Source organism: Corynebacterium riegelii, assembly GCF_016728505.1.
GTDB lineage: Bacteria > Actinomycetota > Actinomycetes > Mycobacteriales > Mycobacteriaceae > Corynebacterium > Corynebacterium riegelii.
On record NZ_CP068159.1, the window covers coordinates 1,474,232 to 1,489,906 of the forward strand.

Below are 15,675 nucleotides of genomic sequence, written 5' to 3' on the forward strand. Positions count from 1 at the left end.
TAACGATAAAGGCAAGCCTTACCTAAGTTCAATTAGACGAAAGGTTGATTTCTTCCCCACAATGGCTTGTGATGTGCAACACTATTAGGCATGAATGCAACGCACGCCTCAGAGCTGAATGATGAGTCCAAGGTTCTTGTTGAAGTCCGCGGTACAACTGGCGTACTCACCCTGAACCGTCCGAAAGCGTTGAACTCGCTGGACTATGACATGATCAAAATCTTCGATTCCACGCTGCGCAGCTGGGCTACCGATGATGCCATTGAGCAAGTTGTAGTCCTGTCTAACTCGAAGCACTTCTGCTCCGGCGGCGATGTGAAGGCCGCTCGCGAGCAGATCCTGCAGGGCAATCATGAACTAATCGATGAGTTCTTCGCCGTCGAGTACAAAATGAACCAATTCATTGCGGAGTACCCGAAGTCCTACACGGCGCTGATTAGCGGTGTGAACATGGGCGGCGGCATGGGTATTTCCGCCCACGGCTCACAGTTCATCGTTGCGGAAGGCGCGTTTGCCTCCATGCCGGAGATGAATATCGGTTACATCACGGACGTCGGCATGAGCTGGACACTGCAAAATCTGCCGGGCCGCCCGTCCAAAAACCTGGGCAAATTCCTCGGCCTAACCGGCTACCGCCTCACCCCGGATGACATGTGCGAGCTTGGCCTTGCCACACACAAGGTTGCTTCGCTCGACGGGGTCCTCTCATCCGAGGGCAGTCTGCTTATCGACGCCACGTCGACCAACCCCAGCCCGCTTGCCCAATGGTTCGACGATATCGAGCGCACGTTTGATGGCTCCTGGACTGAGATTGATGCACGACTGAACAACGCCGACCCAGAGTTTGCCTCCTTGGTGCGAGAACTGACCAAGCAGGCTTCGCCTTCAGCGTTGGTGGCCACCGCCGAACTGTTTGAAGCCAACGCGAAACTCAGCCTGGAAGATGCGCTGGAAAACGAGCGTGTTCTGGGGGAATTGATGCGCCGTGAGCCCGACTTTGCGGAAGGGGTGCGTGCGGTGCTCGTTGATAAGGATCAAAGTCCAAGGTTCGCCCCGCAGCCTGACCCGGAGAAGTACCGCAAGGTGCTGCGCTAGATGCGTGAAAACCGGTAGAATAGAACCGGTTTTTGCCAACACTCATTCACTTCAAACACTCATTGCAAGGAGCGTCCGTGACCGAGACCGTCAACCACCGTGATGATTGGAACCACAAGATTGAGCTGGCGCAGCAAATGCTGCCGCTGATCAGCCGTCTGCACCGCGAACATAACGCGGTGACTTCCATCTATGGCCGTCTGCTGGTGGGGGTGACGGACATTGACGTGATCAAGGCCCACCGCTACGCGCGCCGTATTGAAGAGACGGAGCTGCCGCTGGATGAGACCCTGCCGATCCTCCAGGAACTGGTGGAGATGGACCTGGGCACCGCATCCATCGACTTGGGCCGTCTTGCACGCCTGTACCGCGAGTCCAATGGCCAGGACATGCGCGCATTCCTGGAGGAGCAGCTGGCTGACGTTGTCGGCACCTCTTCTGAGCTTGAGGCGCGTGACGTTGTGCTCTACGGCTTCGGTCGCATCGGCCGCCTGCTGGCTCGTATCTTGATTGCTCGTGAAGCAACCTATGGTGGCGTGCGCCTGCGCGCTGTGGTGGTGCGCAGCAAGGGCGAGGCAGACATTGTGAAGCGTGCCTCGCTGCTGCGACGTGACTCTGTGCACGGCCCGTTCAATGGCACGATCACCGTGGACCGTGAAAACGACATCATTTGGGCTAACGGCACCCCGATCCAGATGATCTACGCCAACAACCCGGCTGAGATTGACTACACGCAGTACGGCATTAACAACGCCATCGTCGTTGACAACACTGGTGTGTGGCGCGACCGTGACGGCCTGTCCAAGCACCTGGAGTCCAAGGGCGTGGACCGCGTGCTGCTGACCGCGCCGGGCAAGGGCGACATCCCGAACATTGTCTACGGCATCAACCAGGACATGATCGGGGAGGAGCGCGTGCTCTCCGCAGCATCCTGCACCACCAACGGCATCACCCCGGTGCTGAAGGTGATCAATGACCGCTACGGCGTCAACCACGGCCACGTGGAAACCGTCCACGCATACACCAATGACCAGAACCTGGCCGACAACTTCCACAAGGGCGACCGCCGTGGCCGCGCCGCTGGCCTGAACATGGTGCTCACCGAAACCGGTGCCGCGAAGGCTGTCTCCAAGGCACTGCCGGAGTTTGAAGGCAAGCTGACCGGTAACGCAATCCGCGTTCCTACGCCGGACGTCTCCATGGCTGTGATCAACCTGGAGCTGGAGACCGAGGTGGAAAAGGACGAGGTGAACAACTTCCTGCGCCGCGTCTCCACCGACTCGGAGCTGCGTCAGCAGATCGACTACATCCACTCCCCGGAGGTTGTCTCCACGGACCTGTTGGGTACCACCCATGCTGGTGTGGTTGACGGTCTTGCCACGATCGCTTCCGGCAAGCACCTCGTGCTCTACGTTTGGTACGACAACGAGTACGGCTACTCCCACCAGGTCATTCGCGTGGTGGAGGACATCGCCGGCGTGCGCCCGAAGATCTACCCGCCGCGCGTGGCTCCGTCTGAGCTTTAAATAAGGCTCTAAGTCAGCGCTTTTCGGTAGATCTCTACCACGGCCTCAGTGGAACTACGCCAGTTCCACTTGAGAGCCTCCTCGCGGGCGGCGGCGGACATGGTGGAGTGCAGGTGGGCGTCGCTAAGCAAAAGCTCTAGCTTGTCCGCCCATGCGGAATCGGGGAGTGCGGGGTCCACTAGGAACCCTGTCTCCCCGTCGGCCACTACGAATGGCAGGCCGCCCGCGTTCGCCGCAACCACCGGCACGCCAGAGGCAAAGGCCTCAAGGGCGGCGAAGCCTAAAGTTTCGGTGGTGGAGGGGAACAACAGCACGTCGCCGGACGCGTAAGCCGCGTTCAGGTCAGCGCCGGAGAGGTAGCCGGTCAGCGTGATCCAATCGCGTTTGAAGGTGCGCTGGACCTCTTTGTACTGCGGGCCCTCACCCACCACCGCTAGGCGTGCGTTTGGAATGCGTTCGCGCAGCTTCTCCATGATTGGCAGGCAGCGCTCGACGGACTTTTCGGCGGATACGCGGCCGACGAAGATGACAAGGGGGGCGTCGGGGTTGCCGTTACTCAGGTTGCTGCGCATCTCGCGGGTGGCTTTATCCGGCGCGAAGCTTGCCGTATCCACTGCTTTTGGCCACAGCTCGACGTTGTCAATGCCGTAGTGCGCGGCCTTATCCATCATTGGACCCGACGTGACCAGGTTGTAGGCGGCCTTGCCATGGAAAGTGCGAAGCCCCCACTCAGCGATCGGTTTTACCCAAGGAATGCCCAGCTTGAGGCAGTATTCTGGCACATCGGTGTGGAACGATGCCACCATCGGCACACCTTGCGCCTGCACGATGTAGCTCGCCCACCCAGCCGTCCAAATCGGGTTGACCAGGTGCACCACATCGGGTTTAAACTGCGCTAGGCGCCGAGGCACCTGCGGGGTGAGCACGCCGAACTTTACTTCCGGGTACACCGGCAGGCTTAGCGACGGCACACGCACCACCTCAAAGCCCGCATACTCCTTCGGCGCGTCACCGGTGGCGAAGATCAACACCTCATGGCCGAGCTCGGCGAGCTGCTCAAGGTGGCGGGTCACGCGGGTGACCACACCGTCAATTTTGGGCAGGAAAACCTCGGTGATAACCGCGATGCGCACTAGCGCTCGCCCTCAGGCACACCCTCGTGCTGGGCCTTCGTCCACAAGGAACGAGCCGGGATCTTGGTGCGGTCCACGCGGTCGGCGTACTTGCGTGCGACGTCCTCAACCTCCGTAAGCAGGCCCTCTGCCAGGAAGGTCGGTTCAAGGCCTAGGCCGATGAACGTGTCGTTCGCAACAAACAGCTCGTTTTCCGCAGCCTCGTTGCGTGGGTTCGGAACCATCTGCACCTCAGCGCCCGAGATTTTGCCAATCAGCTGCGCCAGGTCGCGTACGCGGTGGGTCTCCGTCATCTGGTTGAAAATCTTCACGCGCTCGCCCTTAGCTGGCGGGTTCTCCACTGCGAGCTGGATGCACTTCGCCATGTCACGAATGTGGATGAATGCGCGAGTCTGGCCGCCAGTGCCGTGGACGGTCAGCGGGTAGCCAACCGCGGCCTGCATGAGGAAGCGATTGAGGACGGTGCCGTAGTCACCGTCGTAATCAAAGCGGTTGATCAGACGCTCATCGCGCTCCGTCTGCGGCGTATGCGTGCCCCAGATGATGCCCTGGTGCAGGTCCGTGATCCGCAGCTGGTCATTCTTGGCGTAGTACGCAAACAGATTCTGATCCAGCACCTTGGTCATGTGATAGACAGAGCCAGGGTTGGTGGGGTAGAGGATCTCCTGCTTGACGACGCCATTCTCACCCGCATCCACCTGCACATCCAAGTAGCCTTCCGGGATCTTCATTCCGGCGGTGCCGTAGCCGTACACGCCCATGGTGCCCAAGTGGACGATGTGGACATCCAGACCGGATTCAACCACGGCTACCAGCAGGTTGTGGGTGGCGTTGACATTGTTGTCCACCGTGTAGCGCTTGGTGCGGTTGTTCTTCATAGAATACGGCGCAGCACGCTGCTCCGCGAAGTGGATGACCACATCCGGCTTGTAGTCCTGAATGAACGTGAGCAGGCCCTCGAAATCCTGTGCAACGTCAATGTTTTGGAAGCCGATCTCCTTGCCGGTGACTTCCTTCCATGCAGCCAAGCGGTCTTCGATGCTTGCAATCGGCGTAAGCGATTCTGCACCCAACTCCTTGTCAATGGCGCGGCGGGACAGATTGTCCACAATCACCACGTCATGGCCAATGTCCGAAAGGTGCAGCGATGCCGGCCAGCCGCAAAAACCATCTCCGCCGAGTACTGCAATCTTCACCTGTTCACTCCAGTCATTTTGTCCGAGAACACTTCCCGCCTACGTTACCCGCGCAAGTAGTGGTCCGCCTGATGAGACGGGGAATGTTCTGTTTTTGCTGGTCCTGGGTGTGTGGGGGTTGGGGTTTATACTGATTGCAACCGCTAGTGGGTCTGCCGAATGCATAAACGAAAATTAATGCAATAAATCCTGGGTTAGGCCTTGCGCGTCGAATGGTTTAGCGGGTATAATTAGGGGGACAAAATAAAGCGCAAAGCAGCAATGGGGGTACACCGTGGGCGAACCATACTTCCGCACACAACGACCAGAGGATCCACGCAGTATCCGCGGCCAACGTATCCGCGACGTGTACTGGGATGAATTCGGCCACTTCGCCACCCCTGGAGCAAGTATTGATGACTTTGAAGTGGAAGTAGTGGCCATTAGGGAAGCGACCGGCTGGGCTAAAAGCGTGGTTGAGCAAGCGATCTTCTCGCATGCACGCCTGCAGTATTTGCCGAAGCTTCGTGCCTTGCAGGCCGAAACGCGGGTGATGGATCTGCAGCATTTACGTGCCATTGATACTGTGCTTGCTGAACTTGGGCCAGAGATCACTGATGAGGCGTATGCCGAATTCGACGAGATGCTGACCGTTACGTTTACTCCGAAGCGGCCTGGGCAAAACACTCCACAAACCACCACGATTACTCGTCGTATCCGGGAGATGATCAAACGGATTGACCCATCGTGTGCGTATCAGCCGAAGCGGCGTCAGCAACGAGTGGCGCAGGCACAGGCTGGTGATGACGTGTTGACGTTTGAGGAATCTGCATTTACCGGGACTGTGAAAACGTTGGTTACGTTGGCGACGAACCCGTTGACTGCGCGTGTGGTGCGAGAGCATGTGTTGGCTACCGCACGGGAGCATAAAACATCGATGGCTGATGCGATGGTGAAACTGCTTTCGGGTGAGATCACCCCAACAAAAGCCACGCTGCATGTGTTTGTGCCGAAGGGCCGTAAGGCTGGTGGGCCAGCCTATGTGCCAGGGGTTTGGGCACTGACTCCGGAAGCCACTGCGGCACTGGATGACCTGCTGGCGTCAGCGAAGGTCACAGAAGTAGATATGGAGGCAGAACTCCAGGCACATACGGATAGCTACACCCCGACCGAGGCGATGCGACGAGTTGTGTGTGCTCGTCATACGCATTGTGTGTTCCCGGGGTGCACGGTGCCGTCACAGCTATGTCAGTTGGATCACCGGATTCCGTTTGGCCAGGGTGGTAAAACCACGCCGAGTAACTTGTATCCGTTGTGTCAAAAGCATCACAACTTGAAGACCGATAAGCGTGGTTTCTATGTTCCGGATCCGGATACGGGTGAAATCTTGTGGCTGTTTTCCAATGGCACCTATGAACTGACCACCCCAGATAGCTTGATCGAGCACAACACCCAGGCACAGGCACCACGGTGGAAGAGCAATCTTGAGCAGGTATGTGAGCATCGCAGCAAGGTCGCGCAGTTCTACGCCAAGGGCCACAAAATACTGGATGATTTTGATAACCACCACAACCTTGAACAGGCCGACGCCCAGATCGCAGCGTTGGAGGAAGAATACGGCCTTCAATTCCCGATCAAGGCGGTGCTACCAGAGCCGGTGAGGGAGCCGAAAATATCAGACTTTTTCGGACCGACACCGCCTGTCCGAGAACCTGAGGATGGTTGGGACGAAGAATACGCACCGGAAGACGAATGGCCGGAAGAAATACAGCAGTTAATCTTCAACCACTAGACCAAGGTGGATGCTTTCCAGCTCGTACTGGCCCGGACCAGGTGGAAGTGCGGCCAGCTCAGCTGCGGTTTGGTCGGTCACCGGAATAATCCACCCGGTTTTTGGATCAAGTGTTGGATCCGAAGCGGAATCGGTGGGGGTGAAGGTGACGGGGCGGGACGTGGGGGCGTCGGCAAGCAACTGCACCGGGCCCCGAAACTTCCGCAACGCGTCGAGACCCGGCGGGGTAGTGGTAATAATGACCAGTTTTTCATCAGTGTCCGGCGAAAGGTTGGCGGTGTGGACGGAAAGCTGTGCCACCCGAACCGTTGGAACCCGGTTGAAAAATCGGTCAAAGAAACCCATGTGCAGCGAGTCTAGTGGTACTAACGAACACGACGCACAAGCGCTCGGTAGAGGAATTTAGGCATCGTGCGCAAAGTACGTGATTGCAGGGCCAAACGGATGGTTATTCTCCGCGCATCAAGGCGAGGGTGAGTTCGTAGCAGCGCTCGAGGGAGGGCACCGGCAAAAACTCGTAGATCGAGTGGAAGTTGTGCGCGCCGGTGAAATAGTTCGGGGTGTAAATACCCTGGTTGGATAGCCACGACCCGTCGGTGCCGCCGCGCATGTCAATCTCCTTGGCCTCGATGCCGAGGCGTCGCATCGTGGCGTGGAGACGCTCGGAGCCAACGGAGTTCTCGGGCGTCTTAGCATCGGAGATGTTCGCGTACACATCCTCGATGTTGCAGGTGATGGTGGCGCGCGGGTGGGCGTCGGCAAGATCGCTGGCAAGCGAGCGCAAACGTTGCTTCTTCTCGTCGTAGCCTGCGCGGTCGTGGTCGCGGATGCTCAACTGCATCGTGCAGGTGGACTGGTTGCCGTCGATGTGGTTGAGCCAGATGAAGCCTTCGCGGCCTTCGGTGTGCTCGGGGGTTTCCTGCGGATTGAGCTGGTTGGCAAACTCCATTGCTAACGTGATCGGGTTGACCAGATTGCCCTTCGCGTTCATTGGGTGGGCGCTGACACCTGCGATGGTGATGGTGGCGGTGGCGGCGTTGAACGTGGTCTCAACGACCTCACCAAGCTCGCCGCCGTCGACGGTGTAGGCGTAATCGACGGGGAAGCGGTCAAAGTCAATGGTGCGCACCCCGCGCAGGCCGATCTCTTCGTCTGGGACGAACGCGATGTAGATGTCTCCCTGTGGTGCCTGGCCGCCAAGTTCGGTGACTGCTTCCATGATGGCGGTCACGCCGGCTTTGTCATCCGCACCAAGCACGCTCGTGCCGTCCGTGTGGGCGATCGGCTGGCCCTTGTACGCTGCAAGTTCCAGGTGTTCGGCGGTGCGCAGCCACAGATCACGTTCGGCGTTGAGACAAATGTCGCTGCCGTCGAAGTGAGTGAGCTGCGGGTTCACCGTTGGGGAGAGGTTGACATCCACCGTGTCCAGGTGGGAGCAGAAGCCGATCGCAGGGCCTTTGCCGGTGCCGGGAATCTTGGCCGTGACCACACACGTGTCCGACAGGTGGACGTTGGTGGCCCCGGCGTTGGTGAGCTCACTGACAAGCAAACGCGCGAACGTCCACTGGCTTTCGGTGGACGGGACCGTGGTTGCTGATGCGTCAGATTGGCTTTCCGTGCGGACGTAGCGGAAGAAGCGGTCGGTGAGACGTTGCTGGATCGGTGTGAGAGTGCTCATGCCGCGAGGGTAGCGCGTTAGTTTGCTGGTGCTGCCTCAGGGGAGCGAACGGGGTTATCGATTGCTCGGCCGAGCAGCACGATGAAGATGATCAGCGCGATGGTGAGCATGATGTGGCCCAAACCTGCGATGCCAGAAACTGCCGCACCCGACTCCTTACCCAGCACTGTCAGGGAGCCGTGGAAGATCAGCATGCCGACGGTGGTGAGCAGGCCAGCGTTGTATAGCCAGAAGAAAGCGTTGAAAAGCTTCTTGTCACGTGAAAAGGTGAAGACCTTTTCCAAGGCGAGGAAAATGAGGAACATCATGAAGCCCAGTGCAAGAAGATGCGTGTGCGTGACGCCGAGCTGGGTGAACTGGCCTTCCGGGAAGTCGTTGGCGCGGGTGAACTCGCGGTAGAACACGCCGGAGATGAGGCCGAATGCGAGGTAGAAGACTGCGGCTCTGTAGAGGGACTTCATCAAAAACTCCTTTTAGCAACAAGGTGTTGTGAACTTTATCTACGGTTCTACCAGAAAACGTGCAACCTGAAAACCGATGCGGCGGCCACCTCGGACGCAGTGAGTGAGTGTATAAGGTGACCAGTATGTCTGAATCGCACCGTGTAGATATGGTCGTGTCGTACGGCACTGGCGACCTGGTTGTCACCCCGTATGACTACGAAACACCGTTGCGGCGCGATAACCGACTCACGCGCGCCGGGTGGAAATCGCTCTTCCGTCGCGTGGTCACAGACTTTTCCAACGACGCAATGGTGGACCGTGCCGCTACCTTGACCTATTACACCCTGCTGTCGGTGGCGCCGATGTTGCTCGCCGCCTACTCCATGTTCAGCCTGCTTATGCCTAGTAGCGATGAGATGGCCGATTCCATCATCGCGGACCTCATCGCCCAGTACGTGCCGGTGCAACTGCAAGAAGAAGCATTCCGGTTAATCTCCGTTATTGTCGGCACACCGGCGGAAAGCACCGTCGCGCTTGCGGTGTCCGTGATTATCTCGCTGCTGTCCGCCTCGGCGTATGTGCGTTCGTTTTCGCGCAACGCGAACCTGATTTACGGCCGCACTGAGGGCCGCCCGATTGTGGTGACGTGGCTAACTATGTGGCTGGTCACGCTGGTCATGGTGGTCGGCGCGGTGCTGATCATTCTTGGTGCGCTGCTGACCGATTCCATTGTGAACGCGGTGCTTGGCCCGATTGCCAGACCACTGCAGCTGCAGGAGGAACTGGACTACTTGACCTCCATTTTCTTGCCGGTGTGGGCATATCTGCGCGGGCCGGTCATTGCGGTGGTATCCATCGCGCTGGTGTCCGTGCTGTACTACTTTGCGCCAAACGTAAAACCGGGACGTTTCCGCGTGCTCACTCTGGGATCAGCAACCGCGCTGCTGGTGATCGCGGGGTTGTGGATGTCGTTTGGCCTGTACCTGAAGTACGTTGGCATCCGCACTACCTACGGGGCATTCGGAACGGTGCTTGCTGTGCTGGCGCTGATCTGGCTGATGAACATTGTGCTGTTAGAAGGCGTGAAAATTGACGCTGAAGTGCTGCGTTCCAAGGAACTGCAAGCGGGTATGGACGCAAGTCGCAACATCCAGGCGCCGCCGCGCTCCAACCGGGGAGCTGCCTGGCGGTTGAAAACCAGGCGCTGGACCGACCGTGCTGCCGCCGAAATCCTTCAGGAGAGCATTACGCAGCAGCTTGACGACGCCGCAATGCACCCACCACAACCGCCAACCCAATAACCACCGGCACCATGCCGACTGCGATGAGGTAGGCACGTTCAGCAGCGGGGTCGGTGGGGTCGTAGAACGATGACGCGGTACCCGCAAGCGAGGTGCCAATAGCCATGGTGAGGAAGTAGAGCGCTGAAAACCTGGTGCGAAACGCCTCAGGTGCGTATGCGCCGGTAGAGGACATGCCGATGGGGCCGATGAACAACTCTCCAAGCGACATGCACAAAATGCATGCGGCTAGCGCTGCAATTGGCGCCGTTGCGCCGACAAACGGCAACAGAATGAACATGCCAGCGCCAGCAAGTGCCAAACCGCCACCCATTACCGTGTGCTTGCGCGGCGAAAAGCGGCTCAACAGTGCCGCGATGGGCAGGGAGAAGAGCAAAATGTAGAGCGGGTTCAGGGACTGCATCCAGGATGCCGGCACGGTGAAACTGCCAATGGTTCGGTCTAGGCGCTGGTCCGAATACACCGCAAAGACGCCAGCGGTCTGTGCGAACAGACCCCAGTACGCGGTCGAGCACACAAAGAGCGGAATGAACTGGCGCACACGCGCTCGCTCCGCCGCGGTGGTGTTCGGGGAGGTCAGCGCTTGGATGAACAATGCGGCTGCAGCCGCGACGGTACATACCAACAGGATGAGAACAAGCCGTGCCGGGGGCAGAAAAACAATTGCAAGCACGACTAGGGCGGTTGTGGACACAACGGCCGAGGCGACGGTGCGTGCTGGGGCAGTGTGGGTGGGGCGGCCGATCGCATCGCGTCCCAGTGCGTCGATAACGCGAGGGCGCAGCGCGGCATAGAAGATCGCGCCGATGATCATCAAGATTGCAGCGGCACCGAAGCCGACGTGGAAGCCGTAGCGTTCGGACAACCAGCCGGTAAGTAGCGGGCCGAAAAGTGCGCCGAGGTTAATACCGAGGTAGAAGATCTGAAACGCAGCGTCACGGCGACCCGAGGACGCCGGATACGCCATACCGAGCAGCGTGATCGCTGCGGTTTTTAGGAAACCGGAACCAAGCGCCACCAAGATGAGTCCTACGCCAACGCCCGTAAAACCAGGGATCAGCGCGAGCGCAACGTGGCCTGCGACCAGCAATCCGCAGCCGGTGAGCAAGGTGCGTTCTGGGCCTAGGACCCGGTCGCCGATCCAGCCGCCCGCAAATGTGCAGAGGTACAAACTTGCACCGTAGGCGCCGATAAGTGCCGTGGCATCGGCCTCTGCCATGCCTAGGTTTCGGTAGAGGTAGTAGACCAAAATTGCCTGCATGCCGTAGAAGCTGAAGCGCTCCCAGGCTTCCACGCCGGCAAGGGCGGCCACCACGCTTGAACGGTGTTCAATTTTTTGCATGAACAGCAGTATGCAACACCTACGGCGGTGTTAGGATCGTTTTTCACAAGAAAGTTGAACAGCGTTCAAGGAAGGCTTTAATGCACGCCCGCGACATCGCCGCCATCGACGCCGCACACATCTGGCACCCCTACGCCGAGCCCGGCCAATTCACCTACCCTGTTGCCAGTGCTGCCGGCACGAGCATCAGGCTTGTCGACGGCCGCGTGCTCATCGACGCCATGTCATCCTGGTGGGCCGCCGCCCACGGCCACTCCAACCCGCGCCTGGTTGCCGCCGCAGAATCACAAATCTCCACAATGAGCCACGTCATGTTCGGCGGCCTCACGCACGAGCCTGCGGCAATGCTGACGCAACGCTTGCTCAACCTCACCGGCAACAACTTCAGCCAGGTGTTCTACTCAGACTCGGGCTCAGTTTCCGTGGAGGTGGCGATGAAGATGGCGCTGCAGTACGCCATCGGCCAAGGGCACCCCGAACGCACGACGTTTCTCACGTGGCGTTCTGGCTACCACGGTGACACGTTTGCCACGATGAGTGTGTGCGACCCGGAGGGCGGCATGCACGCCATGTGGGGGGATGCGCTCAAGCCCCAGGTGTTTGCGGAGGTGCCGCCGGTGCGTGGGGCGTCGGCAAGCGAAATAGCTCACTACCTGGAGCATCTTGGGTCCCTGATTGATGAAAGCATCGCCGGAATCATTATTGAGCCGGTGGTTCAAGGCGCCGGTGGGATGCGCTTTCATGATGCGGAACTTGTGCAGGGGGTGCGCAAGCTTTGTAATGATGCGGGCATCCCACTTATTGCCGACGAAATCGCCACCGGGTTTGGCCGCACAGGCCAACTGTTCACCACACTGTCCAACGGTGTCGTGCCCGATATCTTGTGCCTGGGCAAAGCGATGACCGGTGGGTTTATGTCGCTTGCGGCGACACTTGCCACCGAAACAATTGCACGCGGCATGGAGCCCAAAGCGCTTATGCACGGCCCGACGTTTATGGCCAACCCGCTCGCGTGCGCCGTGGCTGCGGAATCCGTGGCCATGTTTGCTGAAGGGACGTGGCAAATGCAGGTGCCGCGCATCGCAGCCGAGCTTGAGGCCGGGCTGCGGCCGCTGGCTTCGCTTCCGGGGGTTGCTGACGTGCGAGTACTTGGCGCAATTGGTGTTGTTGAGCTGGAACACAACGCGCCCATGCGGGAAGCAACCGAAGCGGCCATGGCCCAAGGCGTATGGATCCGCCCGTTTGGTCGACTGATTTACACCATGCCGCCGTACATCTGCACCAGCGAAGAGATCGCGCAGATCTGCCGCGGTGTTGCAGCGGCAGTGAAGGAGAGCATCGCATGATCATTGCAGTTACTGGGACAAATACGGATGTTGGGAAAACCGTCGCAACGGCTGCGATTGCAAGCGTGCTTGCGCAGCGCGGTGTTGATGTGGTTGCCGCAAAGCCCATCCAAACTGGGGAAGCGCCCGGCCACGGTGATGCATCTACCGTTGCGCGCCTTGCGGGAGTAGCAACGTTTGAGCGTTGGCGCTACCCCGAACCGCTCGCACCGAACCTTGCGGCACGGCGCGCAGGCGTTGCGACGCCAACGCTTGAAGAAGTCACAGACTGGGTGCGCAGCCTGGATGCGCCTGAGCGCGTCGTACTCGTTGAAGGTGCAGGTGGGCTGCTTGTGCGCCTAGCGGATGACTACACGCTTGCAGATATCGCGCAAGCCCTCAAAGCACCCGTAGTAGTTGTGACATCACTGGGTTTAGGCAGTCTCAACCTTGCAGAGCTCACGTGTGTACAGGCGCGAGCCATGGGCCTTGACGTCCTCGGACTGATCGGCGGCGCCATGCCCGAACACCCCGACCTGGCCACGCGCCTGAACGTTGCAGAACTGCCCTGCGTTACCGGCACACCCTACTGGGGCCACCTGCCCGTGAACTGCGGTGGGCTTGACCCGCAACAGTTCGCCGCAACCGCCTGGGAAGCGATTGGTGAGGCGGTTACTGAAGCAATAACCGAAGCGATTAATCCGCAATAAGCGGCTCGATCGTCAGCTCCGGGTGCTCCTTTTCCACGAAGGCGAGCTTCCACTTATCACCAAACAGGGCGATGAGCTCGCCGTCGGAACGGGTGAAGATCTCCACGCCGCGCTGGCGGCCCAGCTCGGGCGCGGAATCTGCGTCGGTGCGGCGTGCAACGGAGTAGGGGATTGGTTCCGTGATGGTCTCCACGTTGTACTCCAACTCCATGCGTGCCTGCATGACTTCGAACTGCATGGGGCCGACCGCCGCCATGACAGGAGCTGCGTCGCCGCGCGTGTCGTTGCGCAGGATCTGCACAACGCCTTCGGCGTCCAGCTGATCCAAGCCCTTGCGGAACTGCTTGTACTTGCCAAGGGACTTCGCGCGCAGCGTGCGGAAGTACTCCGGCGCGAACTGCGGCATCGGCGGGAACTGCACCTTCTTGCCGGCAAAGATCGTGTCGCCAGGCGCAAGGGAACCCGCGTTGACCAGGCCGATGATGTCGCCGGGAAAGGCGGTTTCCACCGTGTCGCGGTTGCGGCCGAACACCGTCAGCGCGTACTTCGTGGAAAACGTCCTGCCGGACTGGGCGTGCGTGACCTGCATGCCGCGATCAAACTCACCAGTAACCACGCGCATAAACGCCAACGTGTCACGGTGGTTGCGGTCCATACCAGCCTGCACCTTGAACACCACGCCGGAGAACTCATCGTCCAAATCCCGGTCCTCTTTACCTGCAGGGGCAGGCGCAATCGCGCACAGCGTGTCCAAGATCTGGTGCACGCCAAAGTTCAGCATCGCAGAGGCGAAAATGATCGGGGACGTGATGCACTGTTCGAAGAGTTGCTGGTCGTGCACGGCGCCGTCGGCAAGCAAAAGCTCCGCCTCTTCAAGTGCGGTCTCCCAAGCGTCGCCTTCCCTGGCGGCGGCCTCGTCGGGGGAGTAGTGCTCCTCGGGTGCGATGGTGGAGCCGCCGGCGGTGCGGATGAAGTGCACATACCCGTCAACCTCACCATCAGCGGAAACGTGCGCAAGCCCGCGGAAGTCGCCAGCCTCACCAACCGGCCAGTACAGCGGGGTCGGCTGGAGGTCGATCTCGGTGACAATCTCATCCACCAGCTCAAGCGGCTCACGTCCCACGCGGTCCCACTTGTTAATCACCGTGACAATGGGCAGACCGCGGGCTTTGCACACGCGGAAGAGCTTTAGGGTTTGGGGTTCGAGGCCCTTTGCAGCGTCGATAAGCATGACAGCGGCGTCAACCGCGGAAAGCACACGGTAGGTGTCCTCGGAAAAGTCCGCGTGACCTGGGGTATCCACCAGGTTGATCACGTAGGGTTCGCCCTCGTGACCGTCTGGCGCGTACTCAAACTGCAGGGCAGAAGACGCAACGGAAATGCCGCGCTCTTTTTCCATGTCCATCCAGTCAGAGACCGTGGCCTTACGGTTGCCCTTGCCGTGCACCGCGCCAGCCTCTGAAATGACGTGCGCGTGCAACGCCAGCGCCTCCGTCAACGTGGACTTACCGGCATCGGGGTGGGCGATGACGGCGAACGTGCGGCGGCGTTTGGCTTCGGCGACAGTGCTCATAAATTCAATACAGTAGTTGGTATGAGTGAAAAGAAAACTATTGGCGTTTTTCTCGGTTCCGTCCGCGAAGGTCGCTTCGGTGAAGTAGTAGCTAACTGGGTGATGGAAAAGGCACACAACCGCGAAGGTTTTGAGTACACATTGCTGGACCTGCGCGAGTTCGACGTGCCGCACCTCGTGGCCACCGTGCCGCCGGGCGCTGCGAACAAGCAGTACGAGGATCCGGCGGTAACGCGCTGGTCGCAGGCCGTTGATGCTTGTGATGGCTACATCTTTGTCACCCCGGAGTACAACCACTCGGTGCCCGGCACGATGAAAAACGCCGTCGACTCACTCGGCGCTGAATGGCGAGGCAAGCCGGTGGCGTTCGTGGGCTACGGCGCGGACAGTGCGATCCGTGCGGTGGAGCACTGGCGCGTGATCGTGGCCAACTTCTCCATGTTTGACATCCGCAACCAGGTCGCACTGTCCATCTTCGACGACGTCAAGGACGGCGCATTCGCGCCGCGCGACGTGAAAGTCGAGTCTTTGGAAACGGTGCTGGGCGATATTGAGCAGCAGCTGAGCTAGCCAGGGCCAGTC

14 protein-coding genes are annotated in these 15,675 nt (G+C 59.5%); 7 read left to right on the forward strand and 7 right to left on the reverse strand.

All coding sequences use genetic code 11. The annotated features are described in order from the left end of the window. Positions 1 to 90 precede the first annotated feature (90 nt). Both I6I71_RS06895 and I6I71_RS06900 read left to right on the forward strand, forming a co-directional pair. Entirely contained in the window at positions 91 to 1,095 is a 1,005-nt protein-coding gene (locus I6I71_RS06895) for a 3-hydroxyisobutyryl-CoA hydrolase (RefSeq protein ID WP_201819700.1), read from the forward strand. 137 nt (positions 1,096 to 1,232) lie between these two features. Then, a complete protein-coding gene (locus tag I6I71_RS06900; protein ID WP_232305806.1) occupies positions 1,233 to 2,621 on the forward strand; it encodes a glyceraldehyde-3-phosphate dehydrogenase in 1,389 nt (462 codons plus the stop codon). Between the two features lie 8 nt (positions 2,622 to 2,629). On the opposite strand, the gene I6I71_RS06905 is transcribed toward I6I71_RS06900, so the two are convergent. Both I6I71_RS06905 and I6I71_RS06910 read right to left on the reverse strand, forming a co-directional pair. Beyond that, positions 2,630 to 3,754, reverse strand: coding sequence for a glycosyltransferase family 4 protein (locus I6I71_RS06905; RefSeq protein WP_201819702.1), 1,125 nt, complete (start codon positions 3,752 to 3,754; stop codon positions 2,630 to 2,632). After that, entirely contained in the window at positions 3,754 to 4,950 is a 1,197-nt protein-coding gene (locus I6I71_RS06910; protein ID WP_070495520.1) for an NAD-dependent epimerase/dehydratase family protein, read from the reverse strand. Before I6I71_RS06910 ends, I6I71_RS06905 begins: the two co-directional genes overlap by 1 nt. A gap of 274 nt (positions 4,951 to 5,224) precedes the next feature. On the opposite strand from I6I71_RS06910, the gene I6I71_RS06915 reads away from it, so the two are divergent. Further along, on the forward strand, positions 5,225 to 6,721 hold the full coding sequence (locus I6I71_RS06915; RefSeq protein WP_201819705.1) for an HNH endonuclease signature motif containing protein: 1,497 nt from the start codon (positions 5,225 to 5,227) through the stop codon (positions 6,719 to 6,721). Here the strand turns inward: I6I71_RS06915 and I6I71_RS06920 are convergent. The 3 genes from I6I71_RS06920 to I6I71_RS06930 form a co-directional block, all read right to left on the reverse strand. Next, a complete protein-coding gene (locus I6I71_RS06920; RefSeq protein ID WP_101734074.1) occupies positions 6,704 to 7,066 on the reverse strand; it encodes a hypothetical protein in 363 nt (120 codons plus the stop codon). The genes I6I71_RS06915 and I6I71_RS06920 overlap by 18 nt on opposite strands. A 103-nt stretch (positions 7,067 to 7,169) precedes the next feature. Beyond that, complete coding sequence (gene pepT / locus I6I71_RS06925) at positions 7,170 to 8,399, reverse strand: peptidase T (RefSeq protein WP_201819707.1); 1,230 nt, start codon at positions 8,397 to 8,399, stop codon at positions 7,170 to 7,172. Between the two features lie 17 nt (positions 8,400 to 8,416). Then, a complete protein-coding gene (locus I6I71_RS06930; RefSeq protein WP_052204993.1) occupies positions 8,417 to 8,860 on the reverse strand; it encodes a DUF2871 domain-containing protein in 444 nt (147 codons plus the stop codon). 125 nt (positions 8,861 to 8,985) lie between these two features. On the opposite strand from I6I71_RS06930, the gene I6I71_RS06935 reads away from it, so the two are divergent. Then, entirely contained in the window at positions 8,986 to 10,143 is a 1,158-nt protein-coding gene (locus I6I71_RS06935; protein ID WP_201819710.1) for a YihY/virulence factor BrkB family protein, read from the forward strand. On the opposite strand, the gene I6I71_RS06940 is transcribed toward I6I71_RS06935, so the two are convergent. Continuing rightward, positions 10,088 to 11,485: a peptide MFS transporter gene (locus tag I6I71_RS06940; protein WP_201819712.1), complete on the reverse strand. Its 1,398-nt coding sequence runs from the start codon at positions 11,483 to 11,485 to the stop codon at positions 10,088 to 10,090. The genes I6I71_RS06935 and I6I71_RS06940 overlap by 56 nt on opposite strands. Before the next feature lie 80 nt (positions 11,486 to 11,565). Between I6I71_RS06940 and I6I71_RS06945 the strand changes: the two genes are divergently transcribed. Both I6I71_RS06945 and bioD read left to right on the forward strand, forming a co-directional pair. Beyond that, positions 11,566 to 12,831 carry an adenosylmethionine--8-amino-7-oxononanoate transaminase gene (locus tag I6I71_RS06945; protein WP_201819715.1) on the forward strand — a complete coding sequence of 422 codons (1,266 nt, stop codon included), beginning with the start codon at positions 11,566 to 11,568 and terminating at the stop codon, positions 12,829 to 12,831. Next, a complete protein-coding gene (gene bioD, locus I6I71_RS06950; protein WP_201819718.1) occupies positions 12,828 to 13,520 on the forward strand; it encodes a dethiobiotin synthase in 693 nt (230 codons plus the stop codon). The genes I6I71_RS06945 and bioD overlap by 4 nt, the downstream gene beginning before the upstream one ends. Here bioD and I6I71_RS06955 read toward each other — a convergent pair. Then, the gene (locus I6I71_RS06955) at positions 13,507 to 15,093 is read right to left on the reverse strand and encodes a peptide chain release factor 3 (RefSeq protein WP_201819721.1); all 1,587 of its coding nucleotides are present in this window, start codon (positions 15,091 to 15,093) and stop codon (positions 13,507 to 13,509) included. The two genes, bioD and I6I71_RS06955, sit on opposite strands and share 14 nt — an antisense overlap. Before the next feature lie 21 nt (positions 15,094 to 15,114). On the opposite strand from I6I71_RS06955, the gene I6I71_RS06960 reads away from it, so the two are divergent. Next, on the forward strand, positions 15,115 to 15,663 hold the full coding sequence (locus I6I71_RS06960; RefSeq protein ID WP_052204988.1) for an NADPH-dependent FMN reductase: 549 nt from the start codon (positions 15,115 to 15,117) through the stop codon (positions 15,661 to 15,663). The last annotated feature ends 12 nt before the right edge of the window (positions 15,664 to 15,675 follow it).

What these genes read in the sequence shown, in the direction of transcription:
- I6I71_RS06945 (WP_201819715.1), top strand. Translation starts at nt 11,566, where the DNA reads ATGCACGCCCGCGACATCGCCGCCATCGACGCCGCACACATCTGGCAC.
- I6I71_RS06930 (WP_052204993.1), bottom strand. Translation starts at nt 8,860, where the DNA reads ATGAAGTCCCTCTACAGAGCCGCAGTCTTCTACCTCGCATTCGGCCTC.
- I6I71_RS06935 (WP_201819710.1), top strand. Translation starts at nt 8,986, where the DNA reads ATGTCTGAATCGCACCGTGTAGATATGGTCGTGTCGTACGGCACTGGC.
- I6I71_RS06955 (WP_201819721.1), bottom strand. Translation starts at nt 15,093, where the DNA reads ATGAGCACTGTCGCCGAAGCCAAACGCCGCCGCACGTTCGCCGTCATC.
- pepT (WP_201819707.1), bottom strand. Translation starts at nt 8,399, where the DNA reads ATGAGCACTCTCACACCGATCCAGCAACGTCTCACCGACCGCTTCTTC.
- I6I71_RS06895 (WP_201819700.1), top strand. Translation starts at nt 91, where the DNA reads ATGAATGCAACGCACGCCTCAGAGCTGAATGATGAGTCCAAGGTTCTT.
- I6I71_RS06960 (WP_052204988.1), top strand. Translation starts at nt 15,115, where the DNA reads ATGAGTGAAAAGAAAACTATTGGCGTTTTTCTCGGTTCCGTCCGCGAA.
- I6I71_RS06940 (WP_201819712.1), bottom strand. Translation starts at nt 11,485, where the DNA reads ATGCAAAAAATTGAACACCGTTCAAGCGTGGTGGCCGCCCTTGCCGGC.
- I6I71_RS06900 (WP_232305806.1), top strand. Translation starts at nt 1,233, where the DNA reads ATGCTGCCGCTGATCAGCCGTCTGCACCGCGAACATAACGCGGTGACT.
- I6I71_RS06920 (WP_101734074.1), bottom strand. Translation starts at nt 7,066, where the DNA reads ATGGGTTTCTTTGACCGATTTTTCAACCGGGTTCCAACGGTTCGGGTG.
- bioD (WP_201819718.1), top strand. Translation starts at nt 12,828, where the DNA reads ATGATCATTGCAGTTACTGGGACAAATACGGATGTTGGGAAAACCGTC.